18 protein-coding genes are annotated in these 22,987 nt (G+C 70.3%); 9 read left to right on the plus strand and 9 right to left on the minus strand.

Annotated elements, in window-relative coordinates:
* The first annotated feature begins 73 nt into the window (after positions 1 to 73).
* Positions 74 to 1,123 (plus strand): glycosyltransferase, encoded by a 1,050-nt coding sequence (locus BLR91_RS01710; protein WP_089877754.1) that lies wholly within the window; start codon positions 74 to 76, stop codon positions 1,121 to 1,123.
* Here BLR91_RS01710 and BLR91_RS01715 read toward each other — a convergent pair.
* Entirely contained in the window at positions 1,113 to 1,826 is a 714-nt protein-coding gene (locus BLR91_RS01715) for a polysaccharide deacetylase family protein (RefSeq protein WP_089877751.1), read from the minus strand. The genes BLR91_RS01710 and BLR91_RS01715 overlap by 11 nt on opposite strands.
* Complete coding sequence (locus tag BLR91_RS01720; protein ID WP_089877748.1) at positions 1,823 to 2,773, minus strand: glycosyltransferase family 2 protein; 951 nt, start codon at positions 2,771 to 2,773, stop codon at positions 1,823 to 1,825. The genes BLR91_RS01715 and BLR91_RS01720 overlap by 4 nt, the downstream gene beginning before the upstream one ends.
* 102 nt (positions 2,774 to 2,875) lie before the next feature.
* On the opposite strand from BLR91_RS01720, the gene BLR91_RS01725 reads away from it, so the two are divergent.
* The 6 genes from BLR91_RS01725 to BLR91_RS01750 all read left to right on the plus strand — a co-directional run bounded on the left by BLR91_RS01725 (position 2,876) and on the right by BLR91_RS01750 (position 9,578).
* Entirely contained in the window at positions 2,876 to 3,793 is a 918-nt protein-coding gene (locus BLR91_RS01725; protein WP_089877746.1) for a glycosyltransferase, read from the plus strand.
* Positions 3,794 to 3,972: 179 nt separating this feature from the next.
* Entirely contained in the window at positions 3,973 to 5,172 is a 1,200-nt protein-coding gene (locus tag BLR91_RS01730; RefSeq protein WP_089877743.1) for a DUF1972 domain-containing protein, read from the plus strand.
* Entirely contained in the window at positions 5,169 to 5,933 is a 765-nt protein-coding gene (locus BLR91_RS01735) for a CDP-alcohol phosphatidyltransferase family protein (protein ID WP_089877740.1), read from the plus strand. Before BLR91_RS01730 ends, BLR91_RS01735 begins: the two co-directional genes overlap by 4 nt.
* Positions 5,930 to 6,691 (plus strand): hypothetical protein, encoded by a 762-nt coding sequence (locus BLR91_RS01740; RefSeq protein ID WP_089877736.1) that lies wholly within the window; start codon positions 5,930 to 5,932, stop codon positions 6,689 to 6,691. Before BLR91_RS01735 ends, BLR91_RS01740 begins: the two co-directional genes overlap by 4 nt.
* A gap of 37 nt (positions 6,692 to 6,728) precedes the next feature.
* On the plus strand, positions 6,729 to 8,252 hold the full coding sequence (locus BLR91_RS01745; protein ID WP_089877733.1) for a polysaccharide biosynthesis tyrosine autokinase: 1,524 nt from the start codon (positions 6,729 to 6,731) through the stop codon (positions 8,250 to 8,252).
* Between the two features lie 3 nt (positions 8,253 to 8,255).
* Positions 8,256 to 9,578, plus strand: coding sequence for a hypothetical protein (locus BLR91_RS01750; protein ID WP_089877729.1), 1,323 nt, complete (start codon positions 8,256 to 8,258; stop codon positions 9,576 to 9,578).
* Positions 9,579 to 9,706: 128 nt separating this feature from the next.
* Here BLR91_RS01750 and BLR91_RS01755 read toward each other — a convergent pair whose 3' ends face one another.
* The 3 genes from BLR91_RS01755 to BLR91_RS01765 are packed head-to-tail and all read right to left on the minus strand — an operon-like array spanning position 9,707 to position 17,159.
* Positions 9,707 to 10,864: a glycosyltransferase gene (locus tag BLR91_RS01755; RefSeq protein ID WP_089877724.1), complete on the minus strand. Its 1,158-nt coding sequence runs from the start codon at positions 10,862 to 10,864 to the stop codon at positions 9,707 to 9,709.
* Positions 10,861 to 15,582 (minus strand): PKD domain-containing protein, encoded by a 4,722-nt coding sequence (locus tag BLR91_RS01760; protein ID WP_089877721.1) that lies wholly within the window; start codon positions 15,580 to 15,582, stop codon positions 10,861 to 10,863. Before BLR91_RS01760 ends, BLR91_RS01755 begins: the two co-directional genes overlap by 4 nt.
* A gap of 59 nt (positions 15,583 to 15,641) precedes the next feature.
* On the minus strand, positions 15,642 to 17,159 hold the full coding sequence (locus BLR91_RS01765) for a sugar transferase (protein WP_089877719.1): 1,518 nt from the start codon (positions 17,157 to 17,159) through the stop codon (positions 15,642 to 15,644).
* Positions 17,160 to 17,564: 405 nt separating this feature from the next.
* On the opposite strand from BLR91_RS01765, the gene BLR91_RS01770 reads away from it, so the two are divergent.
* Together BLR91_RS01770 and BLR91_RS01775 are read left to right on the plus strand one after the other, a co-directional pair.
* Positions 17,565 to 18,284, plus strand: a complete 720-nt coding sequence (locus BLR91_RS01770; protein WP_081626621.1) for an SOS response-associated peptidase — start codon at positions 17,565 to 17,567, stop codon at positions 18,282 to 18,284.
* Positions 18,285 to 18,306: 22 nt separating this feature from the next.
* A complete protein-coding gene (locus tag BLR91_RS01775; RefSeq protein WP_089881619.1) occupies positions 18,307 to 18,867 on the plus strand; it encodes a hypothetical protein in 561 nt (186 codons plus the stop codon).
* Here the strand turns inward: BLR91_RS01775 and BLR91_RS01780 are convergent.
* The 4 genes from BLR91_RS01780 to BLR91_RS01795 all read right to left on the minus strand — a co-directional run bounded on the left by BLR91_RS01780 (position 18,848) and on the right by BLR91_RS01795 (position 22,524).
* Positions 18,848 to 20,419: a glycosyltransferase family 39 protein gene (locus tag BLR91_RS01780; RefSeq protein WP_089877715.1), complete on the minus strand. Its 1,572-nt coding sequence runs from the start codon at positions 20,417 to 20,419 to the stop codon at positions 18,848 to 18,850. The two genes, BLR91_RS01775 and BLR91_RS01780, sit on opposite strands and share 20 nt — an antisense overlap.
* Positions 20,420 to 20,718: 299 nt before the next feature.
* Positions 20,719 to 21,072, minus strand: coding sequence for a hypothetical protein (locus BLR91_RS01785; protein ID WP_089877712.1), 354 nt, complete (start codon positions 21,070 to 21,072; stop codon positions 20,719 to 20,721).
* Positions 21,069 to 21,440 (minus strand): hypothetical protein, encoded by a 372-nt coding sequence (locus tag BLR91_RS01790; RefSeq protein WP_089877709.1) that lies wholly within the window; start codon positions 21,438 to 21,440, stop codon positions 21,069 to 21,071. The genes BLR91_RS01785 and BLR91_RS01790 overlap by 4 nt, the downstream gene beginning before the upstream one ends.
* 19 nt (positions 21,441 to 21,459) lie before the next feature.
* Positions 21,460 to 22,524: a hypothetical protein gene (locus tag BLR91_RS01795; RefSeq protein ID WP_089877706.1), complete on the minus strand. Its 1,065-nt coding sequence runs from the start codon at positions 22,522 to 22,524 to the stop codon at positions 21,460 to 21,462.
* Positions 22,525 to 22,987 lie beyond the last annotated feature (463 nt).

A 22,987-nucleotide genomic window follows, 5' to 3' on the forward strand; every position in this document is an offset into this window, starting at 1 on the left:
CTCAAAAATGCACCCAGTCTTGGGGGTCGGCGCTGGCTCTGACCGCGGAACGGCCCCTAGGGTGGATCGCACCATGACCGAGCCCGAGCGAATCGTCGTCCAGCAGTCCTTCCCGGATCCGCGGCCCACCACCAACCCCTACATCGTGATGCTGCGCGACGCGCTCACGTCGACGCCGGGTCTCGAGGTGCGCACGTTCTCGTGGCGGCGCGCGCTGCTCGGCCGGTACGACGTGTTCCACGCGCACTGGCCCGAGATCCTCGTCTCAGGGCAGAGCCGGATGAAGGCGCTCGTCCGCCAGGCGCTCACCGTCGTGCTCATCCTCAAGCTCCGCGTGACGCGGACGCCGATCGTGCGGACGGTCCACAACCTGCACCTGCCGGACGGAATCTCCCGGCGCGAGCGCGCCATCCTCCGCTGGTTCGACCGGCGGACGACGCTGCGCATCCGGCTCAATCCCACCACACCGTTCCCGGACGGCACGGCCTACGAGACGATCCTGCACGGCGACTACCGGGAGTGGTTCGGCCGCTATCCGCGTCCGGCGCGCGAGCACGGTCGGCTGGGCTACTTCGGGCTCATCCGCCGCTACAAGGGGGTCGAGCAGCTGCTGGAGGTCTTCGCCCGGGTCACTGGAGACGACCTGCGGCTGACCGTCGCGGGCAAGCCGTCCACCGAGGAGCTCGCCGAGACGATCCGCGCGCTCGCCGACCGCGACGAGCGTGTCCGGGTGCAACTGAGCTTCCTGCAGGACTCCGAGCTGGCGGACCTGGTCGGACGCAGCGAGCTGATCGTGCTGCCCTATCGCGACATGCACAACTCGGGAGGGGTGCTCACCGCGCTGTCACTCGATCGTCCGGTGCTCGTGCCCGACAACGAGACGACGGCGGCGCTCGCCGAGGAGGTCGGACCCGCGTGGGTGAGCCGGTACGCCGAGCTCACGCCGGAGGTGATCCGCGACGCCGCCGAGCACGCCCGCGGCGTCGAGGGCCGGCCCGACCTGAGCGCGCGTTCGTGGGCGGACGCGGGGCCGCAGCACGCGACCGCGTACCTCCGGGCGATCGACCTCGTGCGCGGCGGCCGGAGTCGGCGCCGCAGCCGGGAGCAGACGGTCAGCTCCTGAACCGAGCCTCTCGCACCAGGCGGCCGTTCGCGGCCGCTGCGCCGAGCGAGGTGAGTCGCAGTCCGCGCGCCGCGTAGCCGGCCACGACCTCGGGGAGCAGCGTGGCGTGGTCGACCGTGGGGGCGGGCCCGTCGTCGACGCCGTCGACCGCATCCGCGTGCCCGTCGTGGCCGAGGATGATGGCGCCGCGTTCTGCAGACAGGGCCAGACGGAGCCGCTCGTCGTGCGGGGCGTCGCGCCAGTCCGCCAGCGTCGGTCCCCAGAGCACCGGCTCCATGCCCGCGGCCTTCACGGCACGCCAGGAGCGCAGACTCTGCGCGCCGTACGGCGGCCGGAACCAGTGGATCGGGCGCCCGGCGAGGTCCTCCAGCTCGGCGCGCGCGTCGCGCATCCGTCCGGCCAGTGCGTCGGGCGGCAGCGTGGTGAGGCGGCGGTGGTCGGGGCCGTGCAGGGCGAGCTCGTGGCCGCCGCCGAGGATGTCGTCGAGCAGGCCCGGATCGCGACGGGTGCGGCTCAGCAGCACGAAGAAGGTCGCCGTGGCCCCCGCGTCGGCGAGGGCGGACAGCACCGTGGAGGTGCGGAACGACGGGCCGTCGTCGAACGTCGCGACGACCACCGGCTCCTCGGTGCGGACGCGCATGACGGACCCCACCGGAGCGCCGGCGCGGCGGACGAGGGTGATCGCCCGGTCGCGGACGCTCACAGTGGAGTGCCCTGCGTCGTCCGCGCGTACTCCTGGTAGACGCCGCCGAACGCCGCCCACACCATCCCGGCACCGCGGTAGGCGGCGCGGGATCCGCGCGCCTGGTGGCCGGGGGAGCGGAGGAGCAGGCCGAGTGCCGTCCTGGCCACGCCGAGTACGACACGCGCAGCCCCGCCGACCGCAGCGCGGACCCGCGCGACGGCGCGACCGGTCGCGCCGCTCGCCAGGCGCACGCTGACGACAGCGGTCGAGTTGCCGTGACTCCACGCCCGTCGGAGCACCCAGCGGCGGCTGATCCGCGCCGACGGCACCAGGTCGGTGATCACCGACTCGTTGCACCACACCATCCGGTAGCCGGCGTGGGCGAGCTGACGGCTGAACAGGGTGTCCTCCCCGCCGCTCAGGCCGAGGTCGAGCGCGAACCGCACGCCGCTCTCGCGCACCTGGTCGAGGTCGAGCAGGAGGTTGCCGGCCGCGGCGACGTGGAGCGGCGTGCCCGTCGGCAGGGAGCGCCGCACGAAGAACCGGCCCTCCTCGATCCACCGTCCCGGCGGTCGCTCGAACTCCGCGACGACCCGGCCGGAGACCAGAGCCGGCTCCGAGATGCGCCACACCCGGACGAGCTCGCGCAACCAGCCGGCGTGGGGGTGCTCGTCGTCGTCGATGAAGGCGAGCAGCCGCGACCCTGTGCTCTCGTCGAGGGCGCGGTTGCGCGCGGCCGCGATGCCGGGCTGCGGCTCGACGACGTACCGGACACCGGCCTCCTCGGCCGCCGTGCGTCCGCTCGCACCGGGGTCGTTATCGACCACCAGGACGCCCGTGGTCGTGGTGCCCGCGGCATCCAGATCGTCGGCCTGCGCCTTCAGCAGGGGCAGCAGCACGCGCAGTTCCTCGGGCCGATGGAACGTCGGAACGGCGATCGTCACGGGCAGGCGCTGGTCGGTCATCGAGTTCTGGTCCTCGCATCGGGTGGCGGAGTCACCATGCTCACACAGGTATAGGCTTCACGCCAGCGCCCGGACGGGGGCGGCCGGCAGGAGGGGAGCAGGATGGCGTTCGAGGGGTTGGCCGTGATCGTCGTCGGCTACGGCTCCTCCGGACTGCTCGCCGAGAACCTCGCCCCGCTGACCCGTCGGCTGGAGGGCGCGCGCACGTTCGTCGTCGACAACCGCACCTCCGACGCGGAGCGCGCGGCCATGCGCCGGCTCTCCGCGGCGGAGGGATGGGACCTGCTCGAGCCGGCGGAGAACCTGGGCTTCGGGCTCGGGATGAACGCGGCAGCGGAGCGCGCCATCGCCGCCGGTGCCGCCCACCTGCTGCTCCTGAACCCGGATGCGACGATCGAGCCGGCGGACGTCTCGGCTCTGCTCGGCGCGGCCGGTGACGACCCGCTCGTCCTGCTCGCGCCGCGCGTGCTCCGGCCGGACGGGTCGGTGTGGTTCGACGGCTCCGACCTGCACCTCGGCGACGGGCGGATCACCGCGACCCGCAACCGCGAGCGCCTCGGCGTCCACGACGCCGAGCAGTGGCTGAGCGGCGCGTGCCTGCTGGTGACCGCCGAGCTGTGGACCCGGATCGGCGGGTTCGGCGACGGCTACTTCTTGTATTGGGAGGACGTCGAGCTGTCGTACCGCGCGCGACGCGCGGGAGGCCGCGTGGAGGTCGTGGAGGCTGCGACGGCGGTGCACGCCGAGGGCGGGACGCAGGGCGACGGCCACGCGACGAGCGGCGAGGCGAAGTCCACGACGTACTACTACTTCAACATCCGGAACCGGCTGGTCTTCGCGGCACGCAATCTCGACGGGGCGTCGGTGAAGCGGTGGCGGCGGGCCAGCATCCCGATCGCCTACGAGGTGCTGCTGCAGGGCGGGCGGCGCCAGTTCCTGCGGTCGGCGGCCCCGCTCGCGGCGGCGTTCCGCGGCGTGCGCGACGGTCTGCGGGCCTCCCGGGGTACACGCTCCGGGTGAAAGTCCCCCGAACAGGGGAGCAACAATTGAGGATTTCTCGTCATAGACTGTGAGAGCAACAGAGACCCGACCCTGGTGCACACCGAAGACCGAGATACGCGGATTCTCGCCCGCCCGTCACGGTCGACGCTTCCGTCGTCGGGTTTCTCCGTACCGACCGACGAGAACGAGAGAAGCCGATGCAGAGCAAGGCGAGGCGATCAGGGGAACCGCTCAGCATCGCCATGGTCGGCACACGCGGTGTGCCCGCCCGGTACGGCGGCTTCGAGACCGCCGTCGAGGAGGTCGGCTCCCGGCTGGCGGAGCGCGGTCACCGCGTCGTCGTCTACTGCCGCCCGGCCGACGGAGAGCGCCCCGCCGAGTACCGCGGGATGGAGCTTGTCCACAAAGGCGCGATGCACCGCCGCTCGCTCGAGACGCTGAGCCACACCGGCCTCTCGGTCGCCCACCTTCTCCGCCACCGCACGGACGTCGCCTTGGTCTTCAACGCGGCCAACTCGCCATACCTCCCGCTGATCCGCGCCGCGCGCATCCCGGTCGCCACCCATGTCGACGGCCTCGAGTGGAAGCGCGACAAGTGGAAGGGGACGGGCCGCCGCTACTACCGCCTCGCCGAATCCGCGGCCGTCCGCTGGTCCGACGGGCTCATCGCCGACGCGCAGGGCATCGCGGACTACTACCGCGACGAGTTCCACACGCCGACCCGGCTGATCGCCTACGGCGCTCCCCGCGTGGCCGACGAGTCCGACCTGCTGGCGGGCCTCGGACTGGAGCCGCAGGGATACCACCTGCTGGTGGCCCGCTTCGAGCCGGAGAACCACGTCCACACCATCGTCGACGGGTATCGCCGCAGCGGCGCCCGGCTCCCGCTGATCGTCGTCGGATCCGCCCCCTACGCGGATGCCTACACGGCCCGGGTCCACGAGCTCGCGGACGACCGCGTGCGGTTCCTCGGCGGGGTCTGGGACCAGCGCCTCCTCGACCAGCTCTACGCCAACGCCTTCAGCTACCTGCACGGCCACTCGGTCGGCGGGACGAACCCGTCGCTGCTCCGCGCGATCGGCGCCGGAGCCCCGACGCTCGCCTACGATGTCGTCTTCAACCGCGAGGTGCTCGGCGACAGCGGCGCGTACTTCACCACCGAGGGGGATGTCGCCCGCGTCGTCGAGGCGGCGGAGGGCGACCCCGATGGGCACCCCGGACGCCGAGCGGCCACCCGCGCCCGCGCCGCCGGATACGACTGGGACGACGTGGCCGACAAGTACGAACTCCTCTGCCGCGACCTCGCCGACCGCGTGCAGGTGCGCGCGAGGCGGCCGCTCACCGTCCAGCGCGTCGGGTCCGCCCCGCGCCTCACCGGCGAGGCGGTGGAGTCGTGACCGGCGGAACGCTCGACGGCTCGACGACCCGCGAGACCTACGGCTCCGTCCTCCGCCGGCTCGCCGCCGCGCAGAAGCCGGCCGCCCGCAGCGCTCCCGCCTACTCCCGGTTCGTCAACCGCCGGCTCGGCCGGTACCTGACGGCCTGGGCGTACCGCGCCGGCCTCACCCCGAACGGCGTCACCGCGATCAGCGCCGCGTGGACGTTCGCCGCCCTCATCCTGCTCGTCGTGTTCCCGCCGTCCTGGCTGCTGGGCATCGGCGTCGCGCTCATGCTCCTCATCGGCTACGCCTTCGACAGCGCGGACGGCCAGCTCTCCCGGCTGACCGGGCGCAGCAGCCCCGCGGGCGAGTGGCTCGACCACATGGTCGACGCCACGAAGGTGGTCAGCATGCCACTGGCGCTCGGCCTCGGGCTCTACCTGCACGACGCGGTCCCGGTCGCCTGGCTCCTCGTCCCCCTGTTCTCCGCGGTGATCTCCTCCGTCCTCTTCTTCGGGATGATCCTCACCGAGCAGCTGCGGCGCCAGCACGGCCGGGTCTCCCTGGCCGCCGATGCGCCCGGCCGTCCGTCCTGGATGCGCGCAGTGCTCGTCCTCCCCATGGACTACGGGGTGCTCTGCCTCTCGTTCGTCCTGCTCGGCTGGGTTCCCGGCTTCCTCGTGCTCTACACCCTCATCGTCCTCGCGACGACGCTCTTCCTGTTCGCCGCAGCCGTCACCTGGTTCCGCGAGCTCCGTTCCGAAGGAGGCCGGCCATGACGTCGGACGACAACACCACCCCGCTGACCACGCCGGACGACCAGACCCCGGAGAACCAGACGCCGGACGACCACACGCCGGAGCAGAAGGGCCGCTGGACGCGCAAGCGCATCGGGATGGTCGCGCTCGCCGCTGTCGGCGGCCTCGCCATCGTGGCCGCGATCGTGATCGCCTCCGTGTACTCGTTCTCGCGGCCCGCGGGCGGACCGGTGCCGGACGCGCTCAAGCCGGCGGCGACGCAGCTGCCGCGGCCAACGGACAGCGCGGACTCCGCGCCGTCCACCTCCACGCCGTCCGACGCACCGAAGGGGTCGCCGGCGACGGCCTCCCCGGCGAAGAAGGGCGAGATGGATGCGCGCTTCGGCGGCGTCGTCGCCCAGACCGCCGAGGTCAAGCAGGATGTGAAGACCCCGTCCGGTCTGACCGCGAACGTCGTCTTCGTCGAGTCCTACACGGCGACCGCCACCCGCCCCGGCGAGGTCAGCGGGCCGGCCGTGAAGGTGACCCTGCGCCTGACCAACGGGACGGGCGGCGCATTCCCCCTCTCGACGGCGACCGTCAACGCCTACTACGGTTCGAGTGCGACGCCCGCAGCACCGGTCGCCGGCGACTCCGCCGCCAAGCCCTTCACCGGATCCCTCCAGCCCGGAGCATCCGCGACGGCGGTGTACGTCTTCACGGTGCCGGCGGACGACGACAAAGCGGTCACCGTGACCCTGAGCGACCAGGCGGGCGCCCAGCTCGTGGTGTTCCAGTGAGGGCGGCGGAGGACCGGGTGACCGAGGGGGAGAATCGATGAGCTCCAAGCAGTACGCGCAGGCGTTCCGGCGATTCTGGTACGTCGTCGTCATCGCGACGATCGCGGGAGCGCTGCTGGGCTTCGGCCTGTCGCAACTGGCGGTCAAGAGCTACACCGCGACCTCCGGACTGTACTTCTCGCTCAACTTCGGCGGGTCCGCGAACGACCTGAGCCAGGGGTCCACGTACACGCAGAACCAGATGCTGTCGTTCGCCCAGCTGGCCGAGTCGCCCGTCGTGCTCACGCCGGTCGTCGACCAGCTCGACCTCTCCATCACGCCGAGCCAGCTCGCCGACTCGATCTCGGTGAGCACACCGCAGAACACGGTCATCCTCGAGCTGTCGGTGACCGACACGAGCCCGCGCCAGGCGGCGGACATCGCGAACGCGGTGGCGGCCAGCCTGTCGAGCACGGTCGAGCAGATCGCGCCGAAGACGGCGCAGGGCGCGGCGACGGTCTCCGTCCGCGTGATCGAGCACGCGGCCGTCCCGAAGTTCGCGTCGTCGCCGAACACGCGGCTGAACGTGCTCTCCGGCCTGCTGCTCGGGCTCATCGCCGGCGCTCTCATCGTGGTGCTGCGCGCCACCTTCGACACGGGCGTCCACAACGCCGAGACCGCGACGGAGGTCGCGAAGGCGCCCCTCGTCGGGTCGATCCAGCGCGAACGGAACAAGGACGGCGTCCCCGTGCTCGTCTCGGCGCCGCTCTCCAACGCGGCGGAGGCCTATCGGCAGCTGCGCTCGAACCTCGAGTTCGTCACGCTCGGCTCGCCGACCCGATCTTTCGTGATCACGTCGTCGATCCCGTCCGAGGGCAAGTCGCTGATCTCGTCCAACCTGGCGCTCGCGCTCTCCGAGACGGGCCAGCGCGTCCTGCTGATCGACGCCGACCTGCGTCGTCCCGCCATCGCCGGGTACACCTCCCTGTCGGGCAACGCCGGACTGACGTCCGTTCTCGCCGGCCGCGCCGACTTCGAGGACGTGGTGCAACGCTGGGGCGCGGGCGACCTGGATGTGCTCGCCGCCGGTCCCATCCCGCCGAACCCGAGTGAGCTGCTCTCGTCGCGGGCCATGAGCGACCTGCTGGAGCGCCTCCGCGCCCGCTACGACGTGATCGTCATCGACACCGCGCCCCTCGGATCGGTCGCCGACGCATCCATCCTCGCCCGCCAGGTGGACGGCGCCCTCGTGGTCGTCGACCGCACGCGGGTGCGCAAGCAGCAACTCGCGCAGACCGTCGACTCCCTGCAGAAGTCGGGTGCGGCCGTGCTCGGCATCGTGCTGAACCGCGTCGCGGCGGGCAAGGAGCGCAACGCGTACTACATGGCGGAGCAGCCGCCGCGCCGTCTCGGCCTGCCGGGTCGTCGTGGCGGAGCTGCACCGGAGTCTGCCGACACGGCGGAGGCCGGAAGCGCGGCGAAGCGCCCCGCGAAGGGCAAGGCGGCGGAGAGCGCGCCGGCCGAGAACGCCGCCGCGCCCGATTCCCCCTCGGACGCGGCGCGCAGTCACAGCGCCTCCTGACCCATGAGCTTCCTCAGCGGCGCGCTCGTCGACCGGCTGCTCCTGCTGGCCGTCGCGCTGGGTGTCGCCGTGCTCGGCTTCCTCGTGCTGCGCCGCGCGCCGCGCCTGGCGGTCGCCACCTGGATCGTCGTGCTGTGCTTCGTGCCGATCTGGCTCGGGTTCGGCATCGGCTTCAACGGCAACTACTACCTGCCGCCCGCGACCGCGGCCGCCCTGCTGGTGGTCGCCGCTCTTCTCCCCGTCCGCCGCTTCCGGCTGAGCTGGATGGATGCGCTGATGACGCTCGTGGTCGTGGCGGCGCTCGCCTCCATCCTCGCCGGGAATGCGGGAATCGCCCTCGGCGCCGCGATCATCGTGGTCACCTACTTCGTCGCAGGCTACATCGTGGGCCGCGTCGCCCCGCTGCGCGTCGACCCGGCCTGGGTCCACGGCGCCATCGCCGTCTGCTTCACGATCGTCGCGGTCCTCGCCATCATCGAGGGGCTGACGCACTGGAACCCGTTCGTGCTGATCAAGTCCGGCAACTCGCTGTACTCGATCTGGGGCACCATCCAGGAGCGCGGCGGCGTGCCGCGGGCGGAGGGCGCCTTCGGGCACAGCATCGCGCTGGGAGCGAGCCTCGCGATGGCCGTCCCGATCACCCTGGCCGCTCCGTTCCGCCTCTGGGTCCGTGGCCTGATGGTGCTGACGATGCTCGTCGCGACCGTGTACACGTTCAGCCGGATCGGCATGATCTGCGCGCTGCTCGGCGTCGCCCTCTCGGTGCTCTTCATGCGGGATGCGATCTCGCGTCGCGCGCGCATCGCCATCACCACGATCGTGGTCGTGGCCTCCGCCGTGGTGTTCCCGCTGGTCTCGGCCGTGTTCGACGACGCCGGTGCCGAGGCGTCCGACAGCGCGGACTACCGCGGTGACCTCGTCTCCCTGTTCGGGACGATGAACCTCGTGGGCGTCGCGGGCTCGGCGCAGAAGAACTCGGCCGGCTCCCTCTACTTCGGCAACTTCCGCTCGATCGACAGCCAGCTCATCCTGACCGGGCTGACGAACGGGATCATCGTGCTGATCGCGATCGCCGTCGCACTCGCCTTCGGCATCCTGCTCGTCCTGCGGGGGAAGGCGTCGCCGGCGACGATCGCCCTCGTGGCGCAGATCCCCGCGTTCGCGACGGTCGCGCTGATCACGCAGTACTCGATCTTCGTCTGGTTCGTCGCGGGCCTGGCGGCCACCACGCAGCTCGCGCCGGATGCCAGCAGGCCGCTCGTGCTCGGCCGGCCGACGCGTGTGCCGCAGCCGGAGCCGGATGCGCTCCCTGCCGGTCGCGGCTGATCGGCCGAGCGCCTGATAGGCCGAGTGCCTGATCGGCGCTACGCCTGATCGGCGCTACGCCTGATCGGCGCTACGCCTGATCGGCGCTACGCCTGATCGGCGCTACGCCTGATCGGCGCGACGCGTGATCAGTGGCGGGCGACGGCCCGGACGAGCTCCGCGATGCGCCGGCGGTACGACTCCGGGCTGTGCTTGCGCCGTGCGGTCTCGGCGTCGTCGTCGAGGAGCGGCGCCGACGCCTCCCACTCGGCGATGGTGCGCTCGAGCGCGTCGGCCAGCGACGTCGCGTCGCCCGGCTCGACGGTGACCGTGGTGCGGTAACCGTCGGTCGCCTCCAGGAGCCCGCTGGTCGCGCTGGCGATCACCGGACGTCCGCTGAGGATGCCCTCGACCGCCGTGTTGCCGAACGGCTCGTCGGCGACCGACGGCACGAGGACGACGTCACCCGTGCTCAGGAAGTCCCAGACGGACGGCTGAAAGCCGCGGAAGGAGACGCGCGACTGGAGGCGCTTGGCCTCCACCTTGTCGCGCAGGTCGCGCTCGTACCACTCGTAGCCGGGGAAGACGGCGCCGACGAGGTCGAGGCGGGCGGGGATCCCGCGGGCGTCGAGCTCGGCGATCGCGTCGATGGCGACGTCGACGCCCTTGCGGGGCGAGAGACGCCCGATGTAGGTGACCCGGAGGTCGCCGTCGAGCTCCGGGCGGGCCGGGCTGCGGGTCTCCGGACCCGGCACGGCGTTGTAGACGATGTGGGTGCGGCGCCCGAGAGCCGGGAAGGCGCTCTCGAGCACGCCGACGCTGAAGCGGCTGTTGGCGATGACGCTCCCCGCCAGCAGCAGCGGCGCCGAGAGGACGCGCTTCACCAGGCGGGATGCGGTGGCCTCGCCCTCGTGGACGTGCGCGACGACCGGCACACGGGCCAGTCGGGCGAGCCCGATCCACAGCGGGATGGTGACCGTGTTCACGTACACGGCCGCCGGCCGCTCACGGCGCAGCAGCGCGGAGCCGGACCGGATGCCTCGGGCCGTCGTCGCGGCGAAGCGGAGGAAGCCCCGCGGCCGCAGGACGCTCTTGCGGAGGACGGGCGACGCGCACAGCTCCACCCGTGCGCCCCTCCGCCGCAGTTCGGAGACGAGAGGGCCGTCACCGGGGACCGCCACCACCACGTCCCAGCCGTCGTCGACCAGCCCGCTCACGGACTCGAGGAGCACCCGGTCGGAGCCGTAAAGCTCCGAACCGGGGTGCGCCACGAGGATGGTGCGGCGAGCTCTGCTCGCTGCGCTCACGGGACCGGAACCACCGCGAAGTTGTCGAACCGGGTGGTGACGGGGATGTCGGTCGCGGTGCCCGAGATGTAGGTGCGCAGCCCGGTCGTACCGGCCACCTGGAGGGCGGCGGTCGTGTCGGTGGTGCTGAGCATCCAGTTCGCGGGCTCGGTGCCGCCTGCGGCCCACACCTTGGCGCGGATGGTGGTCGGCGAGGTGCCGAACACCTGGACCCGCACCTTGAGCTGGTCACCCGCGAGAGCGGTCAGCCCGGTGATGTTCGCGGCCTGGAGGGTGGTGGAGCCCTGCAGCAGCTGGAGCTGCACGGCGCCTCCCGCCTTCACCCAGACGCGGCCCTCGTAGTCCGTCGATCCGACCATGCGGCCGATCGCCGAGTAGTAGATGCCGCCGCCGGTCGCCGCCTTGTCTGCGGAGATGGTGACCGTGACATCCGACCGGGTCGAGGTGACCGCGTTGAGCAGGGCCGTCTTGGTGGACCCGGCCGCCGCCACCTGCTGGCCGAGGCCGTTGGTGGTGTTGAAGCTGGTCGCGCCGCCCGAGAGCGTCCACGCCCCGCCGATGTCGGCGGTGCCCCATCCGTTGGCCGTCGTCCGCTCGAAGCCGTCCTGAGCGATCGCGTTGGGCGCCGGCGCGGTGGCCGTCACGGTCTTGGTGGCCGTGGCTGTCCCTCCGCGGTTGTCCGTCACCGTCAGCGTGATCGTGTAGGTGCCGGCCGCCGCGTAGGTGTGGCTGTCGGTGGCTCCGGTCCCGGTGGCCCCGTCACCGTACGCCCAGGCGTACGAGGCGATGGTGCCGTCCGGGTCGGCCGATGCGCTGCCGTTCACCGACACCTGCAGGTTGCTGGCCGTCGCCGTGAAGGAGGCGGTCGGCAGCTGGTTCGGCGGGACGGTGGTGGTGACCTGGTGCTGGACCTGGTTGGTCGCTCCCTTGTCGTCCGTCACCGTCAGGGTCACGGTGAACGTGCCGGCCGTTGCGTAGGCGTGGGTGGTGGTCGCTCCGGTCGCCGTCGCTCCGTCACCGAAGTCCCAGGCGTAGGAGGCGATGGTGCCATCCGCGTCGGTCGAGCCCGAGCCGTCGAACGCTGCCGACAGGTTGGTCACCGACGAGGTGAACGCGGCCGCGGGCGGCTGGTTCGGCGGCGGAGCCTGCACGGTGATGTCGTGCTGGACGCTCGTCGGCGTTCCCTTGTCGTCCGTCACCGTCAGCTTCACCGTGAACGTGCCCGCGGCGGCGTAGCTGTGGGTCGCGGTCGCGCCGGTCCCCGTCGCTCCGTCTCCGAAGTCCCAGGCGTAGGAGGCGATGGTGCCGTCCGGGTCGGACGAGCCGGATGCGTCGAACGAGGCGTCCAGGAAGGTCGCGTTCGAGGTGAATGCGGCCACCGGGGGCTGGTTCGGCGGCGGTGCGGTGACGCCGACGTTCTGCGTCGTCGCGTTGGTCGCGCCCTGGTTGTCGGTCACCGTGAGGGTCACGGCGTAGACGCCGGTGCCGCTGTAGGTGTGCGACGCGGTCGCTCCCGTGCCGGTCGAGCCGTCACCGAAGTCCCAGGCGTAGGAGGCGATGGTGCCGTCCGGGTCGGACGACGCCGACGCATCCACATTCACCGTCAGCACCGAGGTGCTCTGGGTGAACGAGGCCACCGGGGTCTGGTTCGGCAGGGTGCCGGTCGTGGCCAGGCTGTAGTGGTTGGCCACATCCTGAGCCGACAGGACCGTGGAGTACACCGCGGCCTCATCGAGCGTTCCGTTGAAGTACGGGCCGGCGGAGCCCCAGGTGTTGTCGCCGCCGATGCGCCAGTAGCCGTTGTAGGCCTGCGCTCCGGTCGCCGGGTTGGTGCCGACGAGCTGGCCGTCGACGTACAGCTTCATGCCGTCGGCGCCCTGCGAGGCGACCGCCTGGTGCCACTGGTTGTTGTTCAGCGGATTGGGCGAGGTGATGGTGTTCGCCTGCCCGGTCCAGGTGCCGAACACGATCCGTCCGTCGTTCTGCATGTAGACGTGACGGTCGTAGTTGCCCGACAGACCGGTCTTGGCGTCGCCGAAGCCGATCAGCTTGCCGCCCTTGGTGGTGCTGGTCTTGAACCAGATCTCCTCGGTGTAGGTGGTGGGGTTCGCGAACTGCTGGTTGCTGGTGACGATGCCGCCGTTCGAACCGTTGATATTGGTGTTGAACTTCACCGCCTTGTCCGCGGTGCCCGGGAGGACGCCGGTCTGGTTCTTCGTGGTGGCCGTGCCGGAGTACGTGCCGTTGTTCGTGTACGCGTCGGCGCTGTTGGCCGTCGATCCGCTGGTCTCGTCGAGACGCCAGAAGATGTCGGGGTTGCCGTTGTACACCGCGGCGCCGTAGGCGTCGGCCGGGGCCGGCGCCAGGGGCGACGGGCGTCCGGAGGCGACGTACTGGTTCACCACGGTGGTGCGGTCCAGCACGGTCGGGTAGATCGCGACCTGCCCGATGCTGCCGGCGAAGAAGTTGCTCGCCGGCTGGCCGGGCCAACCGCCGATGTTGTCTCCGCCGACTCGCCAGTAGCCGGTGTAGCCCTGGCCGCTGGTCACGTCGGTGCGGGAGCCGGCCAGCTTGCCGTCGATGTACAGCCGCATGCCGTTGGCGCCGAGGGAGGCGGTCACCTGGTGCCACTGCCCGTCGTTGAGGCCGGCGGCACTGTTCAGCGTCTGGACCGATCCCGGGTAGACACCGAAGTAGATGCGCCCGCTGTTGTCCATGTAGACGTGACGGTCGTAGCTGCCGGAGGTGCCCGTGTTGGCGTTGCCGAACCCGATGATCTTGCCGCCGCTGGTGGACGTGGTGTTGAACCAGGCCGAGACGGTGAACGTGTCCGGTCCGGTGATCGCGGTGGGCGTCACGGCCAGGCTGGTGCTGCCGTTGAACGTGCTCGCCGTGACTCCGGAGATCGGTCCAGCGGCGCCCTGGGTGATCGCGGTCTCCTGCAGGTCGTTGAAGCCGATGTGGTCGAACGCGGTGGTGCCGCTCGCCTCATCCAGCGGCCAGTAGGCGGAGGCGCCCGCCTGCGTCACCGAGTCGGCGTAGGGTCCGCCGCTGTTGGTGGCCGCGACCGTGATCGCGTTGGTGTCACGCGATGTGGTGTTGTTGAACGGGTCGTAGACCTTCACGTGGTAGATCGGGTGACTGCCGGGCGTGAGGCCCTTGTCGGTGAATCCGATCATCGGCCGCGTGTAGAAGTTCGAGCGGACGGTCGTCTGGTAGACGGGCGTGGTGCCCGCGTCACGGTAGACCTTGTACGTCAGGTAGCCGTTGTCCATGTCGTAGGTGGCGGCGAAGCTGACGCGCACCTCGCCTGCGTTGAACGAAGCTGCCGTCGGCGTGAGCGGGATGCCCTGCGGGCCGACCTTGTTCGGTGCGGACGACGGGACGGCGAAGCGGGCGAGGCCCTGCTGCGCGATGCCGTTCACGGTCGGGAACTCGCCGCCGTAGACGACGTACTTGCTGTTGCCCGAGACGCTCCAGGTGGCCTGGCTCTGACCGGTGAAGGTGCCGACGGTCCACTTCGGGAACCAGTCGAGCAGCGACGGGGACGGCGTGCCGGCCCAGTTGTAGTAGCCGTACGGGTCAGCGGTGATCGTCCCGGTCGCGGCCTTGCTGAACGCGATCGAGTTGTAGAACGTCCACTGCGGGCTGGTCTGCGGGAAGCCGCCGATGTTGCCGCAGTAGTGCGGGTGGCCGGCGACGTAGAGCGGACCGTTGTCGCCCTGCGGGTAGATCGAGTACGTGTCGCCGTGGCAGTCCTCGACCCAGTTGATCGACCCGGTGTTCGGGTCGGCCGAGAAGCTGCCCTCGAGGTTGCCGCCCTGGCCGAAGACGTAACCGGAGCCGTAGATCCGGTCACTGGTCGCGTAGAGGGCGGTGATGCTCGCCTGGGTTCCCGCGTTGCGCACCGTCTGGTTCGCAGCGAACGGGAGGATGGCGGCGGTGCTGGCGTCCACCGCGGCGAGGCCGTAGTTGGCGACGCCGCCGATGTTCTGGAAGCGGCCGCCGACGATCAGCTTGGAGCCGTCCTTGGTCAGCGTCAGCGCATCCACCGGGGCGTCCGCGTTGGCCTGCCAGTTGAGGGTGGATCCGTCGGTGGCGCTCACCGCTCCGACGTACGCACGGGCGACGCCGTTGATGGTGGATGCGTCGCCGCCGGTGTAGACCACCGTGTTGGATGCGGCGACAGCGCGCGTCTGCGACTCCATGATCGGCTTGAACGCGCTGATGATCGTGTTCGTCGCGGTGGAGAACGCGGCCAGGCGGTAGTAGCCCTTGCCGTCGATCGAGGTGAAGTCGCCCACCACGTAGATCCGGCTGCCGTCAGGCGATGCGGTGATGCCCAGCGCCTGCGCGTTCAGGTTCGGCGCGAAGGGGAGGAGCGCGCCCGTCGTGATGTCGTACGCGAGGAGGTTGTTGCGGGGAACCTCGTTCGTCCCGGCCGGCGACCCTGCCGGACGGGCGGAGGTGAACTTGCCCGCGACGTAGACCGTGTTGCCGACGACCGTCTGCGCCCATGCGACGCCGTTGATCTGCGGCGTCGGGAGCACGTCGTCGCTGACGGTGATCGGCGTCGCCGGGTTCGTCGGGTCGGGTGGGGCCGTGTCCGCTGCGGCGGGCTGCGCGATGGCGAGTCCGCCGAAGACCAGGCCGATCGCCGTGAGGACGGCGGTCAGGATGCCCAGTGAGCGAGAGCGTGGGCGTTGTGTTGTGCTCATGACAACCTCGGTGTCTTTCGGTCGGGGGAGGGAGCGAGGAGGTTGGGTGCGGGGGCGCATCAGTACGCCCCCACGGGATGTGTCAGCACCTTCACGGTGCGCCACATGATGACGAGGTCGCCGGTCAGCGACCAGTTCTCCACGTAGTAGAGGTCCAGGCGGACGCTCTCCTCCCAGGAGAGATCGGATCGACCGTTCACCTGCCACATCCCGGTGAGTCCCGGCTTGATGTAGAGGCGGCGGTGGACGTGGTTCTCGTAGCCCTCGACTTCGGCGGGCAGCGGCGGGCGCGGGCCCACCAGGCTCATGTCGCCGAGGAACACGTTGACCAGCTGCGGAAGCTCGTCGAGAGAGAACTTGCGCAGGTAGTGGCCGACGCGGGTCACGCGGGGGTCGTTCTTCATCTTGAAGAGCAGTCCCTGGCCGTCGTTCTTCTCCTGCAGGGCGGCGAGGCGGGCCTCGGCGTCGACGACCATGGAGCGGAACTTGAACATCTTGAAGCGCTCGCCGTTGCGGCCGACGCGCTCCTGCGCGAAGATGACCGGCCCGTTGTCGTCGAGCTTCACCAGCAGGGCGATCGCCAGGAAGAGCGGCGAGAGCAGCAGCAGTGCGAGGCCGGAGGCGAAGAAGTCGAAGGCGCGCTTCAGCACGTGCTTGCCGCCCTCGAACTGCGGGATCTCCACGTGGATGAGCGGAAGGCCCTCGACAGGACGGAAGTGGATGCGCGGACCCGCGACATCGGTGAGCGGCGAGGCGAGCACCAGCTCGGTCGCCGTGCCCTCCAGCTTCCACGCCAGCTTGCGGACGAAGTCCCCGCCACTGAGGGCGCGGCCGGCCACGATCACCGTGTCCGCGCCCAGCCGCGCCGCAGCGTCGGCGACCCCCGACAGGTCGGAGACGATCGGTACCTCACGCTCGGGGCCGGCGATCCGGCGCCGCATCTCGGCGTCCTTCTTCGCCCCCTTGCGCTTTCCTGTGTCGAGAGCGGCACCCACGACGTTGTAGGCCGCTCCCGACTTCTGGTGGATCTGGCGGACGACGTAGTCGACGTCGTCGAAGCGCCCGACCACGAGCGCACGCGAGAGGTAGTGGTCGAAGATGCGCTGGCGGATGAGCCAGTGGCGCCACAGCCAGCGCGAGAACAGGACGCCGGCGAGGCCGGCTGGCAGCGCGACGATGAAGTAGCCGCGCGCGATGTCGACCTTGGCGACGAGGAAGAGGATGGCCAGCAGGCCGAAGGTCGTCGCGGTCGCGGAGACGACGCGGCGGTATTCGGCGACGCCGAGCCCGACGACCCGCGCGTCGCGCGTGTGGTAGACGGAGAGCGTGAAGAGCCAGGTCGCGGCGATCATCAGCGACAGGTAGAGGTAGTCGATGTGGAACACCGACGTCGGCGCCGCCGCGTCGTCGAAGCCGAAGCGCACGAAGACCGCGCCGATCGTGGCGACCAGGATGATGGCCGTGTCGGTGGCGAGCAGACGGTAGCGGTAGAGGCGGGCCCAGTTGCGCTCGGAGCTCAGTCCGCGCAGCGCGCTGGGGGCGACCGGCGCGTGGAGGCGCGGGCGGATGACAGTCATGCCAGGACCTCCACGAGACGGCCCACCGGGGAGCCGACGGCGGCTGGGGGGAAACCGTGGTCTCGAACGGCTTCACCGCCGCCGACTCCGCTCAGGGGGTGACGGTCGTGGAATCGCGCGCGCCGAGCGCTCCCCGTTCGGATGGGGTTGAGTGCGGGAAGCGCTCGGCGTGGCGAAATCGGGTACACGTTTGTCACCTGCGGGTCGGGTTGGTGCATCTTCGGGTGGTGTGGACGATCGGAGTTCGGGTACCGTTAAGTGACTGTTCCTCACCTATCCACAAAAGTGAGAATACATCGTTTTCTCAGCTTCGCGTCACCCGCTTTTGGGGGTGAAAATTCCTCAACTTCGGTCGGCGAACATCCTTTCGGGTCACATGTCGGTCGTCGCGCCTAAGCTGGCGGCATGTGCGGCAGGTTCGCGATGGACGACAAGGTCAACGCCGAGATCACGGAATTCGTGGAGGCGACCGGTCGCCGGCCCGAGGAGTGGACGGCGAACTGGGAGGCCGACTACAACATCGCGCCGACCGACGACATCCCCGTCCTCATCGACTCCCCGAAGACCCGGGAGTTGCGGTTCGAGCGCGCCCACTGGTCGCTCGTGCCCTCCTGGTCCGACACCCTGAAGCTCAAGTTCCCGACCTTCAACGCCCGGGCGGAGGAGATCGCCGAGAAGTCGACATGGAAGAAGCCGGTGCAGTCGCACCGCGCGATCGTCCTGGCGCGCGGCTACTACGAGTGGCAGGGGCCGAAGGGCAGCAAGACTCCGTTCTTCATCCGCTACCCGGAAGGCCGCCTGATGGGCTTCGCCGGGCTGTACTCCTGGTGGCGCGACCACAGCAAGGCCGACGACGACCCCGACCGCTGGGTGCTGACGGCCACGATCTTGACGTCGGACGCCGTGCAGACGCTCGCCGACATCCACGACCGCAACCCCGTCATCCTCCCCGAGGAGATGTGGCAGCACTGGATCGACCCGTCGATCGTCGGCGACCAGGCGCTCGTCGACGAAGCGGTCCGTGCGGGGGTCGCCGAGGCGGAGACGCTGCACTTCGACCAGGTCGCGCCGTTCAAGACGTCCGACGACGGGCCGCAGCTCATCCAGCCGGTCGACGCGGCCTAGGTCGATGGAGGAGATGCGGGCGATGGGGGAACTGCGGGCGGTGGAGGCGGGCTGGCTCCCGGGCCGGCCGGACGACGGCTCCGACCAGTGCGCCCACGGCACGGTGTCGTTGACGGTCGGGGACCAGACGCTCGTGGACCCGTCCGATGGCGAGTTCACGCTGTCGGCCGCGGGGCTGTATCTGCTGCGCACCCTCGGCGATGATCACCGTGCCGGAGATGCTCTCACCGACGGGAACTTCCTCTTCCCCTGCTGTGGACACACCGTGTTCGAGAGCGCCGGCCGCTGCGTCGTCCTCGGCTGCCCCTCCGGTGTGGACGTGTCGGTGACGACGGACGGCGAGACGGTCACCCTCGCCCGCGAGGGCCGCACGGCCGCACTGACCCGTTCGCGCTGGCGTGAGGCGGTCCTCGCGTTCGTGGGGCAGGTGGAGGCGGTGTACTCCCGCTCCGTGCCCCGGGCCGCGCCTTCGGACGCCGCGGATGCCGCCGGGTGGAGGCTGTTCTGGGAGGAGTGGCACGCGCGCGTTCGCGCTGCCGCGGAGGAGGACGGCGGAGCGGGCGCTACCGGGTCAGCTCGATGATCGCGCTCCGGTGCGTCTCGATCCGGCGTCCGGTCTCTGCGAAGCCGAGCGACTCCAGCTCGCCCAGCCCCCACGTGTCTTCGACGCCTTCGACGTCCACCTCGATCAGCCACACCCGTTCGACGCCGTCGAACCGGCCGCGCTTCGCCGCCTGGTCCACCGAGTAGGCGCGGTCCGCCCACCAGGTGTTGCGGTCGTACGGCACGTGGAGCGTCACATCCTTGAGGCCGCGGAAGCCGTCCGGGTAGGTGCGCATCGCCAGGCGGGGGCGCTGGGACGGCTTGGCCGACTCGTCGAACACGACGGCGTCGCCCGGCCCCGCGTTCGCGGCCATCGCCGCACTGACCTCCGCCCAGTCGCTGTCGTTCTTGGCGTACGGCCCGCGCTGGAGGGCGTAGACCGGCGCGCACAGCACCGCGAACGCGATCGTGGCGCTGGCCGTCATCGCCACCGTCCGCCGCGCATCCCGCCCGAGCGTCCGGCCGAGCACGAAGATTCCCTCGGCCACCAGGAGCGCGGCCGCGGGTGCGGCGAAGGTGGAGTAGCGCCCGGTGTACATCGGGAACGCCAGGTTCACGAGCAGCATTGCGCCGGTCGGCAGGAAGAGCCAGGTCGCGCCGACGAGCCGGGTCGACACAGCGCGGGGTCCGGGCGGGAGCGGGAGCGCGGCGCCGGAGGTGCGCAGCCGCCACGCGCGCCAGGCGGGCCACAGGGCGAGCCCGATGAGCGGCCACGCGGCCACCGCCACCCATGGCATTCCGAACCAGAGGAAGAAGTACCAGGTGGATGCCTCTTCCGGCGCGCCGCTGAGGTAGGCGATCTGCCCGCGCTCGAGGTAGGCGACGACCGCCAGCGGTGCGACGGAGAGCAGGGCGGCGCCGGCGGAGACGGCCCACCTCCGTAGCGTGTCCCGCGGTGCGCGGGCGAACAGCAGGATGGCGGCGTGCGCCACGAGGAGTGTCACCGAATAGAGGAAGAGGTACGCCGCGGCCGCCGTTCCGACCGCGTACAGCAGCCACGCGAGTCGTCGGGCGCCGGGGGCGAGCCGTCGACCGCCGCCGTCGACCAGCCACACCAGCAGCAGGGTGAGCCAGGCGGCCGCCGCGGCCGTGAACGCGTACGAGCGCGCCTCTTCGCCGGCGTAGGTGAGCCGCGGGAGCACGCAGGCGACGACGCCGGCGACCACCGCGGCCCGCGCTCCGCCCCGGCGCCCGGCGAGCAGCGTCACCGCAGCGACCGCGGCGCCGACCGCGAGCGCGCTCGGCAACCGCACGGCGAACGCGCTCTCGCCGGCCAACCGGATCCAGCCGTGCATGAAGAGGTAGTAGACGCCGTGCACCGCATCCACGTGCAGCAGCATCCCGAACAGGCTCCCGAGCGGGCGCTTCGCCGAGAGCAGCGTGGCCGCCTCGTCGCCCCACAGCGACGGCACCCAGCTGAACGCGGCGCACAGGATGGTCGCGACGAGCCCTGCGGCGACCGCGATCGTCCACGGCCGGACCGCGCGCAGCGGCAGGCCGGCGCGGAGATCCGGTTCGACGAGGACGGTCATATCTACAGCATCTAATCGCCGGACGAGTACCCCGCCCAGACAAGCAGACAACGCTGGGCGAACCCCGGGCGAGCACTTCGGAAACTCATAGCCTGCCCCCCGGATACGTGCAGTACCGGACCCCGGGCGTTCCAGCAGCTCACGCCGGGCGCCCGGGGTCCGCCCCACACACGCCGGGAAACGTCGGACGCCTCGGGGGCGCCGCCAGCACATCCAGCGTGCTCGCGGTCGACGGTAGGCCCTCCGGGCGCGGGCGGGCAGGGGATGACGGGGGTGGGATGCGGTGGTAATCGCTCTGCTCAGCGATAGCGATTGTCGACGTCGTCCCGCCGGTTCTGAAGGAAGTCTTCGCGTTCGCGGGTGTGCTGTGCCGACAACTCGTCGAGTTCTTCTTCGAAGCCGGCGATCACGCGCGCCGCTTCGCGCACGTTCTCTTCGAATCCGTCGGAGACCCGTTGGAACTCCTCACGGAACCCCGGATCGTGGACGACGCCCTGCTGGGTGGCGAGGTTGTAGAAGTCTTCCTGCATGCGGTTCATCTGCATGCGGTAGTTCGTCACGTAGTCCTCGGCCTGTTGTACCCGCTCGCGGGCCGTGCGGATCGCGTCGTCGTGTGCCTGCTCGAGCTCGCCGAGCGTCCTGTGGTCGGTCATGCGATGCTGTTCACTCCGTGGGCGTAGTCGAGCTCGGAGGTGATCCGGCCGACACCTTCTTCGACCTTCTTGGCGACGAGTCCGGCCAGCACGGCGTTGCTGACCGTCACGCCCGCGGCGCGCCCGGTGAGCTCCACCGTGCTCGCTTCGACCCCGACCCAGCCGGCAGCCCGGATGGCCGTGTACCTCCCGTGGACCATGAGCGGCAGGACCGCGTTCAGCAGTCGCACCGCGGCATCGTTGACGAGCGCGTCGATGCCGCCCTGGATGCCTTCCACGACGTCCTGGATGCCGCTCGCCAGCCCTTCGATCAGGTCGCCGAGGTTCGCGCCGGCGAGATCGGCGCTGTTCCAATCCGTTTGGTGCATCACGTCTTCCTTTCCGGGCTTAGTGCCCGAAGTAGCTCCGTGCCCACTGGGCGTCTTGTGCGTAGGCGTTCTCGACGGCAGACCCGATGCCGGCCGCCAGTTGGCCCAGCAGGCTGAGGTGGTCGTCCACTCGCTGGTTCGCGGTGTTGACGGCGTGCTCGTCGATGTTGTTCTGCACCTGCAGCCGGTGGGTGGCGACACAGTTCTCGATGTCGCTCTCTCGGAGGAACGGGATCATCGCCACGGCGTCCTTCGCCTCGCGCAGACCGACCTCCATCTGAGCGGCGAGGCCGAGGTTCAGCGCTTTGATGTTGTTGAGCGGAGCCTGCATGTGGATGAACTCGGAGGCGAGGGCTGTGGCGGCGAGCGTGTCGACGAGCACCATCACTCCGGAGACCGCCATGCCGGCCACGGCCGCGACTCGAGGGTCTCGAAGTGAGTTCATCGTCCCCGCCATGGCCAGCGCCAGGGGGTGACGGAGGTCTTCGGGTAACACCAGCAGTGCGTTCTCGCTGATCTCGACGAGGCTTCGCCCCGAGACACCGGCGCCGAGCACGTCGCCGGTCTTGTCGTCGAAGCGGAATCCGGTGGAGATGTTGTGGTAGTCGAGGAACCCGAGCCCCTTTCTCCCCGCGACGAAGATCGCAGCGCCCGTGCCACTCTCGAAGGAGTTGCCGACCAGGTCCCACTCATTGACGAAGTTCCGCAGGGGGTTCTCGCCCTCCGCGATCTTCTGGAGCAGCCACTTCCTGGCCTGCGGGGACAGAGCAGTCCACGGATCAGGGCCGTTGAACGCCGTGGCCGGCAGATGCAACTCGGCTGCCACATACATCGCCAGGTACCCGCCGAGCGAATGCCCGACGGTCTCGAAGGTGGCCTCGGGGTGGCCCTTGCGTATCTTCGCCTTCACCTTCTCGGCGTATTCGAGCGCCTGAGCGGCCTGCGTGCCCGCCGCGATCTGACCGCCGATGACCAGCTGTCCGTCAGCGCCGATGTCCGCGTGGTGACCCGGGTTGGTCCCGGCATACGAGATGAACACCTGCGAGTAGTCCGGCTCGTCATTCACCACCCGCACCACGGTCATCGCTTGGAACCCTGTGACCGGGTCGTTCGCGGGTGGCGGCGGAACAACCTCGAATTCGTGCCCAGGTTTCGCCGGCGGGTTGAAGCGTTCACCTGTGCCATATGGTGGGTTGGTCCACAGAGGATCCGCCTTGTATGCCGCGTCCGCGATGGCAGCCGACTCTTCCGTCGTCGTCATCCCAGGATCTCCGACGAGCCGTCGCTATAGGTGATGGGGACCGGAGAGTGCGTCGCATGGGGGTCTGGAGGGGGGAGCCGTTCTCCTCCGACAACCTGTAGTCCGAGGTGCTCTCCGTATTCCTTGCCCGCAATGGTGACGGTCGCATAGGCCGACCAGTATCCAGAGCCGCTGTAGCTGCCTTCTTGGGTGTACCTGATGCGTTCCGTTTCGGGTCGGCCACTTATAAACAGGAGCGCTGCCTTCTTCTGATTCGCAAGGTTCGTCGCGGTCGAAGCCTGTTGGT

The organism is Leifsonia sp. 466MF (genome assembly GCF_900100265.1).
In the GTDB taxonomy this organism is placed as follows: domain Bacteria; phylum Actinomycetota; class Actinomycetes; order Actinomycetales; family Microbacteriaceae; genus Leifsonia.

Excerpts from the sequence above, each read along its gene's own strand:
- BLR91_RS01710 (WP_089877754.1), top strand. The coding sequence starts at position 74 with ATGACCGAGCCCGAGCGAATCGTCGTCCAGCAGTCCTTCCCGGATCCG.
- BLR91_RS01720 (WP_089877748.1), bottom strand. The coding sequence starts at position 2,773 with ATGACCGACCAGCGCCTGCCCGTGACGATCGCCGTTCCGACGTTCCAT.
- BLR91_RS01725 (WP_089877746.1), top strand. The coding sequence starts at position 2,876 with ATGGCGTTCGAGGGGTTGGCCGTGATCGTCGTCGGCTACGGCTCCTCC.
- BLR91_RS01730 (WP_089877743.1), top strand. The coding sequence starts at position 3,973 with ATGCAGAGCAAGGCGAGGCGATCAGGGGAACCGCTCAGCATCGCCATG.
- BLR91_RS01740 (WP_089877736.1), top strand. The coding sequence starts at position 5,930 with ATGACGTCGGACGACAACACCACCCCGCTGACCACGCCGGACGACCAG.
- BLR91_RS01745 (WP_089877733.1), top strand. The coding sequence starts at position 6,729 with ATGAGCTCCAAGCAGTACGCGCAGGCGTTCCGGCGATTCTGGTACGTC.
- BLR91_RS01750 (WP_089877729.1), top strand. The coding sequence starts at position 8,256 with ATGAGCTTCCTCAGCGGCGCGCTCGTCGACCGGCTGCTCCTGCTGGCC.
- BLR91_RS01760 (WP_089877721.1), bottom strand. The coding sequence starts at position 15,582 with ATGAGCACAACACAACGCCCACGCTCTCGCTCACTGGGCATCCTGACC.
- BLR91_RS01765 (WP_089877719.1), bottom strand. The coding sequence starts at position 17,159 with ATGACTGTCATCCGCCCGCGCCTCCACGCGCCGGTCGCCCCCAGCGCG.
- BLR91_RS01770 (WP_081626621.1), top strand. The coding sequence starts at position 17,565 with ATGTGCGGCAGGTTCGCGATGGACGACAAGGTCAACGCCGAGATCACG.
- BLR91_RS01775 (WP_089881619.1), top strand. The coding sequence starts at position 18,307 with ATGGGGGAACTGCGGGCGGTGGAGGCGGGCTGGCTCCCGGGCCGGCCG.
- BLR91_RS01780 (WP_089877715.1), bottom strand. The coding sequence starts at position 20,419 with ATGACCGTCCTCGTCGAACCGGATCTCCGCGCCGGCCTGCCGCTGCGC.
- BLR91_RS01785 (WP_089877712.1), bottom strand. The coding sequence starts at position 21,072 with ATGACCGACCACAGGACGCTCGGCGAGCTCGAGCAGGCACACGACGAC.
- BLR91_RS01790 (WP_089877709.1), bottom strand. The coding sequence starts at position 21,440 with ATGCACCAAACGGATTGGAACAGCGCCGATCTCGCCGGCGCGAACCTC.
- BLR91_RS01795 (WP_089877706.1), bottom strand. The coding sequence starts at position 22,524 with ATGACCGTGGTGCGGGTGGTGAATGACGAGCCGGACTACTCGCAGGTG.